The organism is Undibacterium sp. TJN19 (genome assembly GCF_049339485.1).
Taxonomy (GTDB): Bacteria; Pseudomonadota; Gammaproteobacteria; order Burkholderiales; family Burkholderiaceae_D; genus Undibacterium.
In genome coordinates this window covers 213,453-228,608 of record NZ_JBMPPL010000009.1, presented here as the reverse complement: position 1 = coordinate 228,608, position 15,156 = coordinate 213,453, and the positions used below count along the sequence as shown (strand labels likewise).

Genomic DNA, 15,156 nt, shown 5'->3' with positions numbered 1-15,156 from the left:
GACTCCTACATCCGCTGGTATAACGAAAAGCGTATCAAGATTTCCCTCGGTTCACTTAGTCCCATGGAATACCGTGAGAGCCTAGGACTTATAGCATAAACCAGTCCAAGTTTTACGCTGCACCCCCCGCTGGTCATAATTCAGCGCGAACTAACAGCTGCGCCTCTAAACCCCATTCAAGAAGTACTAGCCGCTTTTGATTGCGACTTCTTATCTTCCGCCGCAGTCTTTTTAGCTGGAGCTGGAGCTGCTGCTGGTTGGGTGCTTTCTGACAGGCGGTTATTGGATTGTTGCAGTATTTGCAAATGCACGGATGCGCGGTCTACGCCGCTTCTGTCTAGCTGCACTGGTGCTTGCTGTGTGGCGGCGGGTGCTTGCGTTTCTTGCATTATTTCCTGATCAGGTTTGTTTTGTTGCTCGAATTGCGTGGGGACGGATGCCATCAAAGTATAGTCCTGGCTAAATGCCAGGCTGGCGAGCATGGATGTCGAAAGCAAAAACAAACCGATGGATTTTTTTAACATGATTGCCTGCAAGATAATAAATACCGCAATGGATGCTCAATAAAGGGAGACAACAAATCAGAAATACAATGTTTTTAACCGAAAACTCTTAAAACTGTAGATATTAAACCAACAACTGCGGTTTTTTGTGTGCATGCAGTTTTGCCTGCTGAACTTGTGCATTTTGCTGGTCTACAGCAAGTTTTTCTTCTTTGCTCAGGCGTTTTGCCGCAATGAAGACGGTTTGCATTGTATTGCCAGCTTGCTCTGCATCGTAAGCAATTTTTTGTTGTTCTGTCAGCCTTTGCGCTGTTATTGTGACTGTAGAAGTTTCAACTTCTGCGTTAAGCTTATTAATATATGTAGCTGCAGACACTATGGTAGCAGCAAATACGCCAATGGTTAAGAGTGTTAAATTAGTTTTCTTGACGATGTTCATGGTGTTTCTCCTTTAGAAGGCATTTGGTCTTGCGATGTAAGCACTTTAAGGAAATGTAAGGGGGCCTGCCATGCGTTTGCGATGAAATGCTGAAACTGAGGGATGAAATTCAAGAAATGAAACATGAATGGCAAATAATCAGGCATAAAAGCAAAGTATTTTTTACAATGCACAAGTTGCAAGGTACAAGGTGGCGACAGGGGTCGCCCATCATTTCGGAGCAGGCATGGCATTAAAGCGGGGTGGATTATCTCTAAGACTGGGTTATTGCTTGTGTTTGGCTCTGCTGGCTGCTTTTTGCTCGTTGCCCGCGCAGGCACAATTGCCCTTTTGGGGTGATTATCCGGCTTTGCCCAGACCCGCGGCTGGCAGCACTGAACCTGCCGACAAGTCACCAGATCCGCTACGCATGTTGGAATCGCTCAGCGATGCCCAGGTGCGTGCATGGATGAAAAAGCAGACAGACTTCAGCAATGCGGTGTTGTCGCGTATCAGTGGTCGTGATGCCTTGTTGAAAAGGCTTAAAATTTTGCAGGCGACCAATTTCAGTTCAGGCAGTTTGATTGAAACGCGCGGCAACCAGTTTTTTGTTAGCATTGCTGCCGACAACCGATCCCGCGTTTTCATGCGCAATGCGGCTACCAATGGTGAACGGCTCTTGCTGCTGGCGGAGCCGGGACAAACCGTGGATTTCTTCTCGCCATCTGCTGATGCAGCTTATCTGGCGGTCGGCCTTGCCAGGGCAGACGCCTCCGGGCGTGTGCGTCACAGCTTGCGTATCATCAAAACGTCAGATGCCAGCATGCTCAAGGAAAATATCGACAGCATTGCGCCTGACGTACAGAGTGTTGCGTGGAAAGCCGATGGCAGCGCGATTTTTTACCGCAAAGCAGCTTTGAAGCCAGGTGCTGACAAAGGGGCGGTGTGGCAGCATATGCCGGGCCGCAAGGTGGAAGAAGACATGCCCCTGATTGGGCCGGGCGTTAGCAAATTCAGGAGGTTTGCCGCAACGGATATGATTACCATCAAGAGCGCTGCTGGCTCAGCTTATTTGCTGGCCGAGGTGCAGCATGGCAGCAGCCTCGATCGTAGCCTGTACCTGGTAAAGCAAGACCAGTTGAAGGCCGCAGCCACGCCATGGCAGCGCCTCAGTAGCCCTGCCGATAAAGTCCGGGATGCCTGGCTCGCTGGGGATAACCTGTATCTGCTCTCTGCCAAAAAGAAGCTGACTGGCGCGATTCTCAAACTGGATTTGAAAACAGCCCAATTGAGTGCGGCAAAAGAATTTGTCGCTGCCAGCACAGATGAATTGCTGGGTCTCGCCGTCTCAAAGTCGAGCGTGTATTTGCATGCGGCAGAAGCCGGTTACAGCAAGCTGATCAAGATAGACCTGGCGAGTGCAAAGAGGGAAGAACTGGCTTTGCCATATAACGGCCGTATCAGTCAGTTAAGTGCCGACGCAGACAATGAAGGTGCCCTTTTTGTATTGGAAGCTGCCAATGCAGCGCCTTTGTCGTATCGTGTATTGGCTGGCGGGCAAATCAAGAATATTGAGATTTTACGCCCTACGCAATTAGGTTTTCACCGCATGGCAAGTAAGAATTTGAGCGTTACCTTGCCAGGTACAAACAAGACTGTTGCCATGACCGTGCTGTACCCGCAAGGTATGGAGCTTGATGGCAAACATGCGTGTTTATTGATGCTGGAAACCGGCACTGGCCTTGCTAGGCTGGCGAAATTTGAAGCACAAAGGCTGGCCTGGCTGGAACAGGATGCCATGATTGCCATTGTCTATGTGCCGGATGTCCCCGCCGTAAAAAAGACTTCGTCAAACGAGGGTGTTGATGAACTTCTGGCTGGCGCAGACTATCTGATCAGCGAAGGCTACACCAGCGCAAAAAAACTGGTTGCTCAGGAAGAAAGGCCGGGCAAGCGCCTGATGGCGACGATGATCAGCCGCAGGCCTGACTTGTTTGCGGCAGTTCAAGGCACGAATCTTTTATCCGAACCCGTGCCTGCCACCAAAAGCAGGAAGGCAAGCCCGGCTTTGCGCGCAAAAGAAACTGCAGACAATGCTTACCTGAATTTGCGTGATGGCGAAAACTATCCAGCTTCGCTGTTATCTGCGCGTTTTGCTGTGAGTGATGCGCCGGTCTGGATGACAAGCAAGTTTGCAGCACGCTTGCAGATGGCAAATGCAAACAAGACCAGACCTGCCTTGTTCAGGACGGATTTTGCAACATCGTGGAAAGCCGATGGGCTGACGGAGCAGGCTGACACCTGGGCTTTCTTTCTGTGGCAGACCGGGCAAAAGGGCTTTTCGCTGACGCCGTGATGTCATCATAAAAAACGGCCGCTTCAGGCAACTGAAGCGGCCGTTCATGCCTTAACAGGCGGGTAAGTCACTTAGCAGGCAGCGTGATTGACCGTGACGACGTGTATCGCCAGGCCACCCAATGAAGTTTCCTTGTATTTGTCCTGCATGTCAGCTCCGGTCTGACGCATGGTTTCTATCACATCGTCCAGGCTCACATGATGGGTGCCATCACTGCGCAAGGACAATGATGCGGCCGTAATCGCTTTTACCGCTCCCATGCCATTACGTTCTATGCAGGGGATTTGTACCAGGCCGCCGATCGGGTCACAAGTCATGCCCAGATGATGTTCGATGCCAATTTCAGCGGCTGACTCGATTTGTTCATTGGTGCCGCCCAGTGCTGCCGTCAATCCCGCAGCAGCCATGGCGCAGGCCACGCCGACTTCGCCCTGGCAACCAATTTCAGCACCTGAGATGGAGGCATTGGTCTTGCACAACATGCCAATTGCAGAGGCCGCCAGCAAAAAGTTGCGTATGCCTTGTTCGGGATGACTCGGTTTACAGTCTTCAGCGTAATAACGCAATACCGCAGGGATGATGCCTGCCGCACCATTGGTTGGCGCTGTCACTACACGGCCACCAGCGGCGTTTTCTTCGTTCACCGCCATCGCATACAGGCTGACTCTGTGCATGCCATCATGCGGCAGTACGTCAGCAGTTTCATTGGCTGTGCGCCACAGATTGGCAGCGCGGCGTTTGACATGCAGGCCGCCTGGCAATTCGCCGGACAATTGCAGGCCACGTGATATGCAACCTTTCATGACAGACCAGATCTTGTCCAGGCCAGCATTGAGTTCGTGTTCTGAGCAATACACGCTTTCATTGGCGCGTAGCATATCCGTGATTGACAAGCCGGTGCGCTGACCGTGTGCCAGCAATTCAGCCATGGTGGCGAACGGGTAGGGTAGTGGTTTTCTGCCTTCAGTATTGCCAGAGGCAGGATTGGCCAGTTCTTCAGCCGAATAGATAAAGCCGCCGCCGGTTGAGTAATAAATCTTTTCAAAGCTGCTGCCATCGTTGCGGCTAAGCGTAAATTTCATGCCATTGGGATGACCAGGCAAGACTTCACGTTTGTGCCAGAGGATGTCGGTGGCAATATCAAATTTAACCGGGTATTCACCCAGTAAATGCATCTTGCCTGAGCTGGCCAGTGCGGCCAGTTTCTCATCCACACTTTCAGGCACGATATCTTGCGGGGTTTCGCCCATCAGACCCAGTAGAACGGCCTTGTCGGTGGCATGGCCATGGCCGGTCAAGGCCAGTGAACCATATAAGGCAACCTGCACTTTGCTGGCCTTGTACAGATCGGCAGATTCAAGCAAGAAGCGGCGGGCAGCCAGCATCGGTCCTACCGTATGGGAACTGGATGGGCCCACGCCTATCTTGAATAACTCGAATACACGCATGTCCATCAGTTCACCTCTTTATACTTGTGCTTGTCTCTGTTGATTTTATGCAGCCTTGCCCAACTCCTTCTGGCCGACACGGATGTTCTTGAGCATGTCTTCCACCAGTTGTTGCAGGCCTACTTGTGCTTGCCAGCCCCAGTCTGTGCGCGCTACGGTATCGTCCAGGCTCTGTGGCCAGGTGGCAGCGATAGCCTGACGGCTGTCTGGCGCGTAGTGTATGCTAAATGCAGGCAAATTTTGTTTGATTGCAAACGCTAATTCCCGTGGATTAAAGCTTAATCCGGCCACATTATAGGCAGAACGTATAGAAAGTTTGGTCGCAGGCGCATCCATCAGCGAAATCGTCGCCCGTATCGCATCAGGCATATAAATCATTGGCAGGGTGGTTTCTTCTTCCAGGAAGCATTCATAGGCTTCACCACGCAAGGCAGAATGGAATATCGCAATCGCATAGTCGGTCGTGCCGCCGCCCGGGGGTGATTTATAGCTGATGATGCCAGGATAACGGATGCTGCGTACATCGACGCCATATTTCTGGAAATAGTATTCGCACAGCCGTTCGCCTGCCAGTTTGCTGATGCCGTAGATGGTCGTGGGGTCCATGACCGTATATTGCGGCGTATTGACTGCTGGCGTGTTGGGGCCAAAGGCAGCAATCGATGAAGGCCAGAAAACTTTCAACGGTTTGCCAGTTTCGCCACGCAGGCGGGCCAGTTCCAGGATATTGAGCAAGCCATCCATGTTCAATGTCCAGGCTTTCAATGGTGCCTGTTCACCTGTGGCAGATAACAGCGCTGCCAGTTGATAGACCTGGGTGACTTCATATTGTGCAACGATTTGCGCCAGCCGGTCTGTATTCAATACATCAATGACTTCATAGATTTTGGCACCATACAGGCTGCTGGCGCTGATGTCGGCAGCAATGACATTGTCTGCGCCATGCTGGGCTGCCAGGGCCTCTACCAGTTCGCTACCAATCTGGCCGTTGGCACCGATGACTAAAATACGTTCCATGATTTTCCTTAATGATGATCTTAAATAATCTTCAGTTCGCGGCCAGCTTGCGCAAAGGCTGCCAGGGCGGTGTTCAGTTGTTCAGTCGTGTGTGCTGCGGATAACTGTACGCGCACGCGTGCTTGCCCCATTGGCACTACCGGGTAAAAGAAACCCGTGACCAATACGCCCAGTTCATACAGGCGTGCAGCAAATTTTTGTGCTACCGGGGCATCAAACAACATCACCGGCACGACTGGATGCGTGCCTGGCTTGATGGTAAAGCCCAAAGCTTCGATCTCGTGGCGGAAATGCGCCGTATTGGCATGCAAACGGTCACGTAATTCTGTCGACGACGACAAGCGCTGCAATACAGATAAAGACGCACCCGCTATGGATGGGGCCAGCGTATTTGAAAACAGGTAAGGGCGTGACTTCTGACGCAGTGTATCAATCACTTCTTTGCGCGCCGCAGTAAAGCCACCCATTGCACCGCCCAGGGCTTTGCCAAGTGTGCCGGTAATAATATCTATGCGTCCCAGCACATTGTGGTGTTCATGGGTACCACGGCCGGTTGCGCCCATGAAACCGGAAGCATGGCATTCATCAATCATGACCAGGGCGTCGTATTTGTCTGCCAGGTCGCAGATTTTATCCAGTTGGGCAATCGTGCCATCCATGGAAAAAACACCATCGGTCACGATAATGCGATGGCGCTTGTCTGCCGCTGCAATCAGTTGCGCTTCCAGGTCAGCCATGTCGTTGTGCTGGTAGCGAAAACGTGCAGCCTTGCAAAGACGTATGCCGTCGATGATGGATGCATGGTTCAGGGCGTCGGAAATGATGGCGTCGTTTTCATCGAACAAGGGCTCAAAAACACCGCCGTTGGCATCAAAAGCCGCAGCGTAGAGAATACAGTCTTCAGTACCCAGGAAGGCCGACAAGGCGGTTTCCAGTTGTTTATGGACAGTTTGCGTGCCGCAAATGAAGCGGACAGAAGACAGGCCATAACCATATTGCTCGGTTGCTGCAATCGATGCCTGCACCATGGATTCATCACCAGAGAGGCCCAGATAATTGTTGGCACACAGGTTGATCAACTGGCGGCCATCGTCGCAGGTAACTTCGGCACCTTGGCGGGAAGCAATGACACGTTCTGGCTTATAAAGGCCTTGCTGACGCAAATTATCAAGATTTGTTGTTAAGTTGCTCAGAAAATTCTGTCTGGACTGGTTCCCGCTCATGCCTGCCTCCGAAATTGTTTTGGCTAATTGCCTGTATCTGTTGATACTTATGATCTTTGCACTGTTACACTTACTGTTGCACTGGTGTCAAAGATTTCTTTGATTGTTTGATTAATTCGATATGAAGAACTAAAGTTCAATATATCGAATATTAAAGCAGCTTTTTTAACGATGCAAGAGTCTCTATGAAAAAAGTTTTACCGAATACCCCGCCGGAAGTGGGCGCGACTTTGCAAAAAATGCGTCTTGAGCGAGGGCTGACATTGGAAGACCTGTCGCGTACGGCCGGTGTTTCCAAGTCCATGCTGTCGCAAATCGAGCGGGAAAAAGCCAACCCCACCATTGCCGTGGCCTGGCGGCTGGCGAATGCATTAGGTGTCAGTATTGCTGAATTGTTATCGTCCGAAGTCAGGGCGCAAGACCCTATCCGTGTGCTGGAAGCCCACGAGACACCCACCTTGCCGGGAGAGCATTCCGGTTACATCCTGCGCATATTGGGGCCAATGGAACTGGCAGGGAAATATGAATGGTATGAGCTGACCTTGTCGCCTGGTGGGGCGCTGGTGTCAAACTCGCATGACCCTGGTGCTTCTGAACATCTGACGCTGATACATGGCGTTGTCGAGGTCGAGGTCGATGGTGTACGCAAGAAACTGAAGCTTGGTGCGACAGCCCGCTATGAGGCTGACAAGAATCATGCTATCCGTAATATCGGCAAGACCGAAGCCAAAGCTCTGCTGGTCGTGATACACAGATAGATTCTGGCTGACCGGCTTTTTGATGCTTATGCCAATCAAATAGATGGTTTCTGGTAACATTCGGGGGATAAAAAATTGTGTGTCGGGCAAGATTGAGTGTCTTCTTGCAGTTGAGCCGTGAATTGGCGCCCACGCAATATGCGCAATGGAGATAAGACTGGTATGGATAACAAGAAGGTAGTGCAGGTATATAACCGTCCCGCTGGTGGCTGGGGTGCGCTGAAAAGCGTTGCGCAGCAGATTTTTGAGCAAGGCATACCAAAAAAGGGCGCCTTGACGCTATTGTCGGCCAACCAGCCTGATGGCTTTGATTGCCCTGGTTGCGCCTGGCCTGATGCCGACCATACCTCCACATTTGAATTTTGCGAAAACGGCGCGAAAGCGGTAGCGGCTGAATCGACAGCCCGCCGCGCTACGCCAGAACTGATTTTTGAATATACCGTTGAAGAGTTGTCGGCAAAATCCGACCACTGGCTCGAAGCCCAAGGGCGTCTGACGCAACCCATGCAATATGACAGGGCCACAGACCGTTACCAACTGATTAGCTGGGATCAGGCGTTTGCCTCTATTGCTACGCATCTGAACGCCTTGCCCAGCCCGAATGATGCGATTTTTTATACGTCTGGTCGCACCAGTAATGAAGCGGCTTTCCTGTATCAATTGTTTGTCCGTGAGTTTGGCACCAATAATTTCCCTGATTGCTCCAATATGTGCCATGAGCCTTCCGGCTTTGCAATGCGTGAAGCGGTGGGTGTAGGCAAGGGCACGGTATTGCTGTCAGACTTTCAGTTGGCCGATGCCATTTTGATTTTTGGGCAAAACCCCGGCACGAATCACCCGCGCATGCTGGGTGAGTTGCGTTCTGCTGCAAAACGTGGTGCGGCGATTGTGTCGTTCAACCCATTGCGTGAACGTGGGCTGGAAAAATTCCAGAACCCGCAAAATGCGATAGACATGCTGACCGATCAGGCATCGACCATTTCTTCCGACTACTTTCAGTTGAAGATCGGTGGCGACCTGGCAACCGTCAAAGGCATGATCAAATGTGTGCTGGAAGCTGATGCGCAGGCCAAGGCCGATGGCAAGCCCAGGATTATTGATACAGCCTTCATTGCCGAGCATACCGCAAATTTTGACCAATTTGCTGCCGAAGCCATGGCAGAACCCTGGGATGTCATCGTGCGCGAATCAGGTCTTGAGCGTGCGCAAATCCAGCGCGCTGCCGATACCTACATGCGGGCAGGCAAGGTCATTGCCTGCTGGGGCATGGGCATCACCCAGCATAAACATTCTGTCGCGACGATACAGATGATCGTCAATCTCTTGCTCTTGCGTGGCAATATTGGTCGTCCCGGCGCAGGCCCTTGCCCGGTACGCGGGCATAGCAATGTGCAGGGCGACCGCACGATGGGGATTGTAGAAAAACCGAAACCAGCATTTCTGGACAAGCTGGCCCAGGTGTTCGAATTTACGCCGTCGCGCGAACATGGTTACGACACAGTCGGTGCCATCAAGGCCATGCTTGATCAGTCGAACAAGGTATTTTTTGCCATGGGCGGTAATTTTGCCACCGCGACGCCAGATACCGAGCTTACCCATCAGGCCTTGCGCAATTGCGCACTGACCGTGCATGTCACGACCAAATTAAATCGCAGCCATCTGGTCTGCGGGCGAGATGCATTGATCTTGCCTTGCCTTGGTCGCACCGAGATCGATATCCAGGAAAGTGGGCCGCAAGCTGTCACGGTAGAAGATTCGATGAGCATGGTGCATCTGTCTTCAGGCATCAATCCACCTGCTGCGCCTGGTTTATTGTCAGAAGTCATGATCGTTGCGCGCATGGCAGAAGCCACATTGCAGCAGCGCAGCAAAACCCCATGGGCCTGGCTGGCTGCCGACTATAGCCGCATACGTGACAAAATTGCGGCAGTGTTTGAAGATTTTGCTGATTTCAATACCAGGGTTGCCGTACCTGGCGGTTTTCATTTGCGCAATACTGCCGCAGAAAGAATCTGGGTCACCGCCAGCGGCAAGGCCAATTTCAATACGCATGCCGTGCCGGTTGATCTGCCTATTCACCAAGCACGCAAGGCACGCCAGTCGCCGGTATTTAACCTGGCGACCATGCGTTCTCACGACCAGTACAACACCACCATTTATGGCATGAATGACCGTTACCGTGGGATCTTTGGCGAGCGCAGGGTATTGTTCATCAACAAACTTGATATTCAGGCGCTGGCTATGCAGGCAGGTGACTGGGTTGATCTGGAAAGCCTGTGTGATGATAATAAGCGGCGTCAGGTCAAACGCTTCATGCTGGTGGAATACAATATCCCGCAAGGCTGTCTGGCAGCTTATTTCCCTGAAACGAATGGCCTGGTTCCGTTATCGAGTTTTGCAGATTATGCGAGAACGCCAACATCAAAATCGATACCCGTGATCATCAGCACCCATATACCTGTTGCCGCCTGAATTGCTGTCATGGAAACCAGTGTCGAGATCGCTGAACTAGATGGTGAGTTAAAGCAACTGGCTTTTGCGCTGATGGCAGAATTGTCTGCGCAGCCAGAGGCGGTTTCGCTTGCCCGTTTGTGCAAACGTCTGGGCGTGCGGCAAAGCACGCTGTTGCGTTGCATTGCCTGCCTGGGGTGCGAAACCGTGAGCTTGCATGCCGGGCTCGGTTGGGTTGACCTGCAACAGGATGGTGAACGCAGTTTGCTGAGCCTGACAGAAGAAGGGCGTCTGGTATGCGGCGCGCAAAAATAAATTCAGCACAAGACGTAAAACCGGCCAGCCGTTCACTGCAAGTGCAAAGGCATGGCTACGATGCGGCATTGCCAGTCACTATTGCTGACCAGGTTGCAGAAGAAATGCCGGTGGCGTTGGTCTACAATGGTATTTCGCATGCCGTCATGATGGTGACACCAGTTGACCTGGAAGATTTTGCGATAGGTTTTAGTTTGTCTGAGCAAATCGTTGCAGGTCTGGATGATATCTATTCCATCGAATATGCAGACAGCACCGCGGCATCTGGCATGGAAATTCATTTACACATCGCGGCATCCTGCTTTGCCCGCTTGAAGGAGAGGCGGCGCAATCTGTCTGGCAACACAGGTTGCGGCCTGTGCGGTCTTGAGAGTTTGCAGGCACTGGAATTACACCAGCCTGCAAGCGTAGACAAGACTGTGATAGCAGGACAGAAACTATCAAAAGCCGCTCTATTCCAGGCCCTGCAAGGGCTGAACGCACAGCAACCCATCAATGCAATGACTGGTGCGATGCATGCCGCCGCGTGGGTCGATATGCAGGGCCATATCGTCAGCCTGCGTGAAGATGTGGGGCGGCACAATGCCCTTGATAAATTGATAGGTGCATTAAGCCAACCTGACAAAGGTGCAGGAAAAAGCGGTGCCGGTTTTGTTTTGCTCAGCAGCCGTGCCAGTTACGAGCTGGTGCAAAAGGCCGCACGTGCCAATATTGCCATTTTGGCTGCACTTTCCGCGCCAACGGCACTGGCAATCGATGTGGCAGAACGCGCAGGTATCTGCCTCATTGGCTTTGTGCGCCAGCATGGCTTCGTGGCGTATACCCATACTGCATACCTGCTCACCGAATGAATCGGCCATGAAAATGGCTTTTCGCCAAATTTGTAGAGGTTTAAAGGGCACAAGAAAGCTATAATAGGAACAATATTTGTTCAATCCTCCCATCTCCTCTGTCGACTTATGCAATACGCTTCAACACGCGGGCATACCGCAGCTCAACATTTCTCTGAAATCCTGTTAGGTGGTCTGGCTCCCGATGGTGGCCTGTATCTGCCAACGGCTTACCCACAAATCACCGGTGCAGAACTCGATGCATGGCGCAAGCTATCATATGCAGACCTGGCATTTGAAGTGCTGAAAAAATTTGCGACAGATATCCCTGAAGCAGATTTAAAAGCGCTGACTGACAAGACTTATACGGCGGATGTGTATAAAAACGTGCGCAGCGATGAAGCCGCTACCGAGATCACGCCTTTGCGTGTCTTGCAAGATAAAGACGGCCGCAAATTGATCTTGCAGAGTTTATCGAATGGCCCGACGCTGGCATTCAAGGACATGGCCATGCAGTTGCTGGGCAACCTGTTTGAATATACGCTGGCGAAAAATCATGCAGAATTGAATATCTTCGGCGCGACTTCAGGTGATACCGGTAGCGCGGCAGAATATGCGATGCGCGGCAAAAAAGGCATACGCGTTTTCATGTTGTCACCCCATAAGAAAATGAGCGCATTTCAAACTGCGCAAATGTTCAGCCTGCAAGACCCGAATATTTTCAACATCGCTGTAGAAGGCGTGTTCGATGATTGTCAGGATATGGTCAAGGCTGTATCCAATGATCTGGAATACAAGAACCGTCAAAAGATAGGTACCGTCAATTCCATCAACTGGGCGCGTGTCGTCGCGCAAGTCGTGTATTACTTCCGTGGTTATTTAAGCGCCACGACAAGTAACGATCAAAAAGTGTCGTTCACTGTTCCCTCAGGTAACTTCGGCAATATCTGCGCTGGCCATATTGCGCGCATGATGGGGTTGCCGATTGACAAGCTGGTGGTGGCAACAAATGAAAATGATGTACTGGATGAGTTTTTCCGTACCGGCGTTTATCGTGTGCGCAAATCGGCAGAAACCTGGCATACGACCAGCCCTTCCATGGATATTTCCAAGGCATCGAATTTCGAGCGTTTCATTTATGATTTGCTGGGCCGCGATGCGGTACGCGTTGCTGCCTTATTCAAAAAAGTAGAAACTGAAGGCGGCTTTGATTTGTCAGGTCAGCCTGGCAGTGATGGCGATGAGTTTGCTGAAATTGGCCGTTTTGGTTTTGAATCCGGCAAATCCGTCCATGCTGACCGCCTGCAAACCATACGCCAGGTAGAAAAAGATTTTGGCATCACGGTCGACACTCATACCGCCGATGGTATCAAGGTGGCGCTCGAACGTGTTCAGCCAGGCGTGCCCATGATTGTGCTGGAAACCGCATTGCCAGCCAAATTCAATGAAACCATACAGGAGGCATTGGGACGCGATGCGGAACGCCCAGCCGGGTTTGAAAATATTGAAAGCTTGCCACAGCGTTTTGAAGTCATGCATGCCGACGTGAACGCGATAAAGGCTTATATTGCTAAAAATACGGGGTTGTAAACGAACGATAAAAGTGAATCGATCAATAACGGCGCAATTGCTAGTGTGAATTGTGAATTGCGTTGTTTAAGTATCGCTTGGCAAAAACAAAAGGGGCATTTGCCCCTTTTGTTTTTTTGTATGTCTGCCAGATATTTATCTGGCAGCGCAAGCTACCCTCTGCATGGGAAAATCGATGCCTTTCAACTGCTCCTTGACGGTTCCTTCTATGCGCCCCAGCAAACTGCCATCGGCATTTAACTGGTAAATCACACGCTGCGGGAATTCTGGCCGGGGGTTTTCAAAAACAACTTTTTGATTTTCCAGCGACAATAGAGTAAAACTGGCTTCAGGTTTGCTTGATGGTTTGGCAGTAAAGACCAGGCTGTCATTGCTTTCCTGTATGCGCATGAATTCCCAATCAACGGTTTTGGATTTTCGCACAGTACGGCCCATGCCCAGCATGCTGCCACCAGCTGGCGCCAGCCAATGTTCTTCTGAGCCGGGTTCGGCGCCGCTGGCCTGCCAGCATCCGCTTAGCCATTGCAGGTCTAGTATATTGTTGCCAGCCAGGGCCGGTGCAGAGAATAAAATGCTGGCACTCAAGCCAGCGATACATGCCAACTTCATATGATCCCCAGTCAGAAAAATACTCAGGTTTTATGCAGCCACGGATCCAGTTTTTTTCGTATCCTGGCTTCGTCAAAGCCTTCCACCAGTTCACCGCCAATGACAATGGCAGGAATGCCGTTGACACCCAGGGTCTTATAAGCCTGGTAGCCTTCGTTGCTGTTTTCTACATCCAGGTCTTTATAGACAATGCCGTTGGCATTGAAAAATTCTCTGGCGGCAGCACAATAACCGCACCATGTCGTGCCATATAAGGTAATGACTGGTTGCTGATAGTTGCTGGTTTTGCCAGTGTCAGTCGTTGTCGATGTAGCCTGCGCTAATTGTGTGACAGCCGCAGGCCTGCTGGCCTTGGTTTTTTTCCAGCTTGAATAACTTTGCAGGGATACCAATAGCAATACAATAAACAATACCAGCCATTTCCATGCGGCGGAAGGTGAGCTGGTGTCTTTCTGCGCTGTAGTGCGCCTGCTTTGGCCCTGCGTATTTGTGTGCAGATGCAGGTCTGCCGCCTTATTGTAGGCAACCTGACAGGATGGGCATTGCCATTCCGGGCAACTATCGGTTTCTTTGCGTATATAGCTACATTTAGGGCAAATGCGGGTCATGGCGATGAAGTGTAATAATTTGAGGTATCTTAACTCACATGCAGCCACACTGGAATTGCCGCAACATCATCGGCTTTGCTGGAATGCAGATGGTGGAGCAGAAAAATGAGTACTCCAGATGCGCCTGAATTGCCTTGAAGAACCAAAGCCTGAGGCTTCAGCAATTCTATCGATAGACCAGTCAGTGTTGCTCAGGAATTTATTTGCCAATGATAGCCGAAGTGAGCTCAGATAAGTCTGTATCGATACTTCAGTATGTGATTTGAACAGGCGCGTGACATGCCGTGTGCTGGTGCAGGCGATATCGGCCAGCTCAGGCAAAGTCCAGGGATGGGCGGGGTCGTGCACCATTGCGTCTTGTATCTTATGCACAACAGGGTGCAGATGGTTGCGGTATTTTAACCAGGGCGATAGCTGCGGGTCAGTGCCGCAGCGGCGCATATATACCACCAGATTGCGCGCAACAGCAGTGGCGGCCAGCGGCCCGACCATGTCGTTGATGATGTGCAGCGCCAGGTCTATGCCAGCGGTCACACCTGCGCTGGTACTGATATGCCCGTCTTCGACAAAAATGCGGTTTTCTTCTATCCTGATTGAGCTGTCTATGCTTGCCAGGTCATCGCAATGGTTGTGATGCGTTGTCGCTTTATGGCCATGCAATAAGCCCGCATAGGCTGCCAGCAGAGCGCCTGAGCAAATGCACATCAGACGGTGTTGTGCATGGACGTGTTTACCCAGCCACTGAATGACGGCTTGCGCATCATCGCGTTGATAGACTTCCTTGCCGCCGATAAGCCCTGGCAAAACCAGAATCGCGCCATCTTCCAGTTGATCTGGCATTGCCTGCAAAGGGCCAAGTTGCAAGCCGACTGAGCTGGTGACGCTATCGAGCGGGCTGATAAAGCGCATTTCAAAACGTAGTTGATCCTGGTAGCGATTGGCAAATAAAAAAGCATCAGCAGGCCCGGCCAGATCCAGTAACAGAGTATCTGGTAATAACAAAAAATAAACGGGCTGGATTTTTGGCATT

The 15,156-nt window shown here is 51.3% G+C and carries 15 protein-coding genes; 7 read left to right on the top strand and 8 right to left on the bottom strand.

All coding sequences use genetic code 11. The annotated features are described in order from the left end of the window. Positions 1-99 (top strand): IS3 family transposase (locus ACO0LH_RS22055; protein ID WP_422943293.1); only part of this gene is annotated, 99 nt, incomplete at its 5' end. Between the two features lie 77 nt (positions 100-176). On the opposite strand, the gene ACO0LH_RS22050 is transcribed toward ACO0LH_RS22055, so the two are convergent. Beyond that, the gene (locus tag ACO0LH_RS22050; protein ID WP_422943285.1) at positions 177-524 is read right to left on the bottom strand and encodes a hypothetical protein; all 348 of its coding nucleotides are present in this window, start codon (positions 522-524) and stop codon (positions 177-179) included. Positions 525-627: 103 nt separating this feature from the next. Then, a complete protein-coding gene (locus ACO0LH_RS22045; protein ID WP_422943284.1) occupies positions 628-942 on the bottom strand; it encodes a hypothetical protein in 315 nt (104 codons plus the stop codon). 226 nt (positions 943-1,168) lie between these two features. Here ACO0LH_RS22045 and ACO0LH_RS22040 point away from each other — a divergent pair, with 226 nt between their 5' ends. Then, a complete protein-coding gene (locus ACO0LH_RS22040; protein WP_422943283.1) occupies positions 1,169-3,277 on the top strand; it encodes a hypothetical protein in 2,109 nt (702 codons plus the stop codon). 71 nt (positions 3,278-3,348) lie between these two features. On the opposite strand, the gene ACO0LH_RS22035 is transcribed toward ACO0LH_RS22040, so the two are convergent. The 3 genes from ACO0LH_RS22035 to kbl are packed head-to-tail and all read right to left on the bottom strand — an operon-like array spanning position 3,349 to position 6,965. Further along, complete coding sequence (locus tag ACO0LH_RS22035; protein ID WP_422943282.1) at positions 3,349-4,731, bottom strand: L-serine ammonia-lyase; 1,383 nt, start codon at positions 4,729-4,731, stop codon at positions 3,349-3,351. A 39-nt stretch (positions 4,732-4,770) separates the two neighbouring features. Beyond that, positions 4,771-5,742: an NAD-dependent epimerase/dehydratase family protein gene (locus ACO0LH_RS22030; protein WP_422943281.1), complete on the bottom strand. Its 972-nt coding sequence runs from the start codon at positions 5,740-5,742 to the stop codon at positions 4,771-4,773. Between the two features lie 20 nt (positions 5,743-5,762). Beyond that, on the bottom strand, positions 5,763-6,965 hold the full coding sequence (gene kbl, locus ACO0LH_RS22025; protein ID WP_422943280.1) for a glycine C-acetyltransferase: 1,203 nt from the start codon (positions 6,963-6,965) through the stop codon (positions 5,763-5,765). Positions 6,966-7,150: 185 nt separating this feature from the next. Here kbl and ACO0LH_RS22020 point away from each other — a divergent pair, with 185 nt between their 5' ends. From ACO0LH_RS22020 to thrC, 5 genes are all read left to right on the top strand, one after another. Then, on the top strand, positions 7,151-7,723 hold the full coding sequence (locus ACO0LH_RS22020; RefSeq protein ID WP_422943279.1) for a helix-turn-helix domain-containing protein: 573 nt from the start codon (positions 7,151-7,153) through the stop codon (positions 7,721-7,723). Between the two features lie 162 nt (positions 7,724-7,885). Further along, positions 7,886-10,195, top strand: a complete 2,310-nt coding sequence (locus tag ACO0LH_RS22015) for an FdhF/YdeP family oxidoreductase (protein ID WP_422943278.1) — start codon at positions 7,886-7,888, stop codon at positions 10,193-10,195. Positions 10,196-10,204: 9 nt separating this feature from the next. Further along, positions 10,205-10,489: a hypothetical protein gene (locus tag ACO0LH_RS22010; RefSeq protein WP_422943277.1), complete on the top strand. Its 285-nt coding sequence runs from the start codon at positions 10,205-10,207 to the stop codon at positions 10,487-10,489. Next, positions 10,471-11,340: a formate dehydrogenase accessory sulfurtransferase FdhD gene (fdhD, locus tag ACO0LH_RS22005; RefSeq protein WP_422943276.1), complete on the top strand. Its 870-nt coding sequence runs from the start codon at positions 10,471-10,473 to the stop codon at positions 11,338-11,340. Before ACO0LH_RS22010 ends, fdhD begins: the two co-directional genes overlap by 19 nt. 108 nt (positions 11,341-11,448) lie before the next feature. Next, entirely contained in the window at positions 11,449-12,909 is a 1,461-nt protein-coding gene (gene thrC / locus ACO0LH_RS22000) for a threonine synthase (protein WP_422943275.1), read from the top strand. 135 nt (positions 12,910-13,044) lie between these two features. Here the strand turns inward: thrC and ACO0LH_RS21995 are convergent, their stop codons facing one another. The 3 genes from ACO0LH_RS21995 to ACO0LH_RS21985 form a co-directional block, all read right to left on the bottom strand. Next, positions 13,045-13,518, bottom strand: a complete 474-nt coding sequence (locus tag ACO0LH_RS21995) for a DUF6265 family protein (RefSeq protein WP_422943274.1) — start codon at positions 13,516-13,518, stop codon at positions 13,045-13,047. 23 nt (positions 13,519-13,541) lie between these two features. Further along, positions 13,542-14,126 (bottom strand): glutaredoxin family protein, encoded by a 585-nt coding sequence (locus ACO0LH_RS21990; RefSeq protein WP_422943273.1) that lies wholly within the window; start codon positions 14,124-14,126, stop codon positions 13,542-13,544. Between the two features lie 66 nt (positions 14,127-14,192). Next, positions 14,193-15,155 (bottom strand): GlxA family transcriptional regulator, encoded by a 963-nt coding sequence (locus ACO0LH_RS21985; protein ID WP_422943272.1) that lies wholly within the window; start codon positions 15,153-15,155, stop codon positions 14,193-14,195. Between the last annotated feature and the right edge of the window lies 1 nt (position 15,156).